Source organism: Pedobacter sp. (assembly GCF_045628745.1).
In the GTDB taxonomy this organism is placed as follows: Bacteria; Bacteroidota; Bacteroidia; order Sphingobacteriales; family Sphingobacteriaceae; genus Pedobacter.
Genome location: NZ_JAZQPU010000213.1, coordinates 1 through 4044, shown reverse-complemented (window position 1 = coordinate 4044; position 4044 = coordinate 1). Strand labels below are relative to the sequence as shown.

Here is a 4044-nt window from a genome sequence, read left to right as displayed (position 1 = left end):
TTTAGCTTGAGTGGTTCTATTGCACTCCGGATATTAATTAACAAAAAAGTACCTGAATATGAGATACAGAAAATTAACAAACACAGATCTTCAACTTTCTGAAGTCACTTTTGGAGCCTGGGCTGCTGGAGGTTGGATGTGGGGAGGTACTGAACGCGGTGATGCGGTTGAAGCCATAAGGGCCTCTTACGACATGGGGATAACCGCTATCGATACAGCACCAATCTATGGTCAGGGCACAAGTGAAGAAATTGTAGGGGAGGCGATGAAAGGCATCCCACGGGATCAGTTTCAAATTCTTACCAAATATGGGATGCGCTGGGACCTGAAAAAAGGCGAGTTTGGATTCAGCAGTAAAGACAACGTTGGCAATAACATTGATATATACAAATATGCCGGCAAGGAAAGTGTCATGAAAGAATGCGAAGATAGCCTGAAACGGCTGGGAACCGATTATATCGATCTTTATCAGATCCATTGGCCTGATTCCACAACACCCATCGCAGAAACAATGGAAGCGGTATCTCGCCTGATAGAACAGGGGAAAGTCAGGTATGCCGGGGTTTGTAATTACGACGTTGCACAAATGACGGAAGCAGAAAAATACCTTAGCCTGGCGTCCAATCAGGTTCCATATAGCATGGTCAACCGTGGCATTGAGGCAGAAGTAGTTCCATATTGTCTAGAACATGGAAAGTCTATTATAGCGTACAGTCCCTTAGAACGGGGTTTGTTAACAGGGAAAATGAAGCCGGGGCACCAGTTTGCAGTCGGAGACCATCGACAAACCTTATCTTACTTTAAAGAAGAGAACTTAAAACGAACAAACGAGTTCCTCCAACGTGTAAAATACATCGCCGATGATAAACAATTGACCATAGGACAACTGGTGATCCTCTGGACTTTGCGGCAACCGGGAATTACAATTACGCTGGTGGGGGCTAGAAACAAAGATCAGGCGGTACAGAATGCAAAGGCAATAGATAGCCAGTTAAGCGATGAGGAAATCAAAGTCATTACAGGTTTTCTTAACCAATTGGAACTTGTAGACTAATCATTATTAAGGTAAAGATATGGAATATGTAAGATTTGGAAATACAGGTATGATGGTTTCCAGGCTTTGTTTAGGCACAATGACCTATGGCAAGCCTACAGAAAGATGGCCCTGGGCGCTCAACGAAGAAGAAAGTCGTCCATTTATTCAAAAAGCACTTGAATTTGGTATCAACTTCTTTGACACCGCCGATGTTTACTCGGCCGGTGCAAGTGAAGAAGTGGTGGGAAAGGCCCTTAAGGATTTTGCCAAACGTGACCACATCGTACTGGCCACCAAGGTGTTTAATCCTATGGGTACTGGTATCAATGATAAAGGGCTTTCTCGAAAACATATCATGAGTGCAATCGATGCTAGCCTTAAACGTTTAAGGACCGATTATGTGGATCTTTACCAAATCCATCGCTGGGACTACCATACGCCAATTGAGGAAACGATGGAGGCATTGCATGAGATTGTTAAAGCAGGTAAAGCCCGTTATATTGGTGCTTCTTCCATGTACAGCTGGCAATTTGCACAGGCCCAATATACCGCTGATCTTAATCATTGGACAAGGTTTGTGTCCATGCAGCCGCATTACAACCTGCTTTACCGCGAGGAAGAGCGGGAAATGATCCCATTTTGCATCAACCAGAAGATCGCGGTGATCCCTTGGTCGCCGCTGGCACGTGGGTTGCTGACAGGCAAAAGATCAAAAGAAAGAAACGAAACTGAGCGAGCAAAAACTGATACTTTTGGAAAAAAACTTTACGGAGAGGATGCAGACTTCGCTATAGTGGAAAGGCTAAGCGAAATAGCTGCTGAAAAAGGTTTGCCTAATGCACAGGTGGCTTTAGCTTGGATATTGAGTAAGCCAGCAATTACGGCCCCTATTATTGGTGCCAGCAAGCCAGGTCATTTGGAACATGCCGTGGCAGCATTATCTGTGCATTTAACGGAGGAGGATATCAAAAAACTGGAGGAGCTTTATCTGCCGCATCCGGTGCTGGGCTTTGAATAAAACTGGAGAGCAAAAAGTAGCCTAACCAAATCTATCATTCAGTCAGGCTATTTTTGCTATTTTAAAAAGTAAAGTTTACCGTGAAATGTAAACTATTAGATTGTATTTTCTCCTTGCCTGAAGTATTAAACCCACTATTTCTGGCCTCATACGGGCTTTTTACCTGTCCTACTACATAATCAACAGAAAGGCCTAATGCTTTACGACGTAAAGTAGCTCCGTAACTTTTGGCTACCCCAAAAGCAAGCCTGTTTTTAATGGCCTCAGGGTCATAGTCAACATCATTATCCTCCTCATCATTGTTGACATAAGAAAAATAGCGTTCATTAACTTCACCAGCGTTTTCACTGTAGTTAAAATCAAAATAGCGAATCGTAGGGGCTATCTGAAAACGGACATCCAACAAAACACTTCCTCCAAGGTTCATCGATAACACAGGCCCCAGTTTAGTTCTTCCCGCAAAGGCTATCTTTTCTCCACCAATCTCCACATTGCGGGCTCCACTGTTCTCACCATAAGCCTTCCATTTTTCTAATTTATTGTAGTTCAGAGATAATATAGTCCAGTCCAGTCCAAGATTCATGACGGACTGACTGTTTTTTCCGCCGAAATAAAAGATATGCCCAAATTCAAAGGTATAGCCCCTTGAAGCACCATACCTTCCATCAAAGATGTTTTCTTTGGGTGATAGGTCCTGCATCAGCGGATCCCCAATTGTATTTACACCCAGGCGAAGATATCCCGCACGATAAACACCCCGATCCTGACCATAGAGCTGTGCTGTCACACCTAGGAGAAGGACAGCTATAAGTAGTTTGATTTTCATAATATGATGTTTAAGGTTGATTGCAATTTGGAAGTTGTATGAGAGGTGTTACAAAGATATCTCCCTGAATTTCAGTTCACAATACTCACTATTGGGTATATTTAGCTTGCTCGATCAATCGAAATAATTATCTTTATAAATGAAAAAGAAAATCAAGCTATTTATCGTCTTTTTAGCTTTGGTTAGCCTGCAATTAACAGCGCAGGTTAAAAACCCAAAATATGATCAAGCCTATGCAGATTCCTTAGGCGCAGATGAGAATGGAATGAAAATGTATGTGTTGGTGATCCTGAAAACTGGTACCGTACAACTCCGGGAGAGGCCCATCTTAGACAGCCTTTTTAAAGGACACATGAAAAATATCAACCGAATGGCGGCAATGGGTAAATTAATCGTTGCCGGCCCTTTGGAGAAAAATGTGCAGGCTTACCGTGGCATTTTTATTTTTAACGTGAAAACGATAGAAGAGGCAAAAACGCTGGTCAATAGCGACCCTGCTGTTAAGGCCAAGGTGTTTGATGCAGATTTTTACAATTGGTATGGTTCTGCAGCTCTGCCTGAATACCTGAAGTTTCAGGGTAAAATAGAAAAAGAGCAACGTTAAATCCCTGAAAAAAGGAGTCAGCTGCCATTTTATTTACTCAAACAATGTATTGCTTTAAGTATTTCATAGTGTTTATCAGCGAATGTTTATCGATTTCTAAAAAAGCTATGCGCAAAACCTAAATGTATAGCTTAGTCTCCTTATTCTTTAAAGGACCTACCTATAGCGAACCGATATACAAAGGCCTACTGAAGGTCCTGGTAAAGGCAGCTTAATATGAGGATATATATTACTTGAGCTATAGGAAACGTTCACTGCACTAAAAATAAAAAAGCCCGTACCACCTATGATGATACAGGCTGCCTTATAAAAGGTTCATTGTGTTGTTATTTTTTATCCCACCAGACTTTTGAAAGGAAAGAATCTCCGTTAGATAAGCGGCTTACCGCTTCCTTGTAATTTGCACTGTTCAGTTGAGCTTCACGCGTAGAATAAATAGCCCGGCGTGGAATTTTACCCCCTGTGGAACCTTGGTTAGCTCCTGGAATAAGCACAGGATAGCCTGTTCTGCGCCATTCTGAAAAAGCCTCATAATTGCGCCCAAAAAGGTGGATCCACTT

At 42.3% G+C, this 4044-nt stretch carries 5 protein-coding genes; 3 read left to right on the top strand and 2 right to left on the bottom strand.

The window, feature by feature from the left end:
* Positions 1–58 precede the first annotated feature (58 nt).
* The gene (locus ACR2F7_RS08125; protein WP_432713082.1) at positions 59–1054 is read left to right on the top strand and encodes an aldo/keto reductase; all 996 of its coding nucleotides are present in this window, start codon (positions 59–61) and stop codon (positions 1052–1054) included.
* Positions 1055–1073: 19 nt separating this feature from the next.
* Entirely contained in the window at positions 1074–2054 is a 981-nt protein-coding gene (locus ACR2F7_RS08120) for an aldo/keto reductase (RefSeq protein ID WP_432713081.1), read from the top strand.
* A gap of 61 nt (positions 2055–2115) precedes the next feature.
* Here the strand turns inward: ACR2F7_RS08120 and ACR2F7_RS08115 are convergent, their stop codons facing one another.
* Positions 2116–2880 (bottom strand): hypothetical protein, encoded by a 765-nt coding sequence (locus tag ACR2F7_RS08115; RefSeq protein ID WP_432713080.1) that lies wholly within the window; start codon positions 2878–2880, stop codon positions 2116–2118.
* A 139-nt stretch (positions 2881–3019) separates the two neighbouring features.
* Between ACR2F7_RS08115 and ACR2F7_RS08110 the strand changes: the two genes are divergently transcribed.
* Positions 3020–3484: a YciI family protein gene (locus ACR2F7_RS08110; RefSeq protein WP_432713079.1), complete on the top strand. Its 465-nt coding sequence runs from the start codon at positions 3020–3022 to the stop codon at positions 3482–3484.
* 326 nt (positions 3485–3810) lie between these two features.
* Here the strand turns inward: ACR2F7_RS08110 and ACR2F7_RS08105 are convergent.
* Positions 3811–4044: SusD/RagB family nutrient-binding outer membrane lipoprotein (locus ACR2F7_RS08105; RefSeq protein ID WP_432713078.1), on the bottom strand; the 234-nt coding region annotated here is incomplete at its 5' end.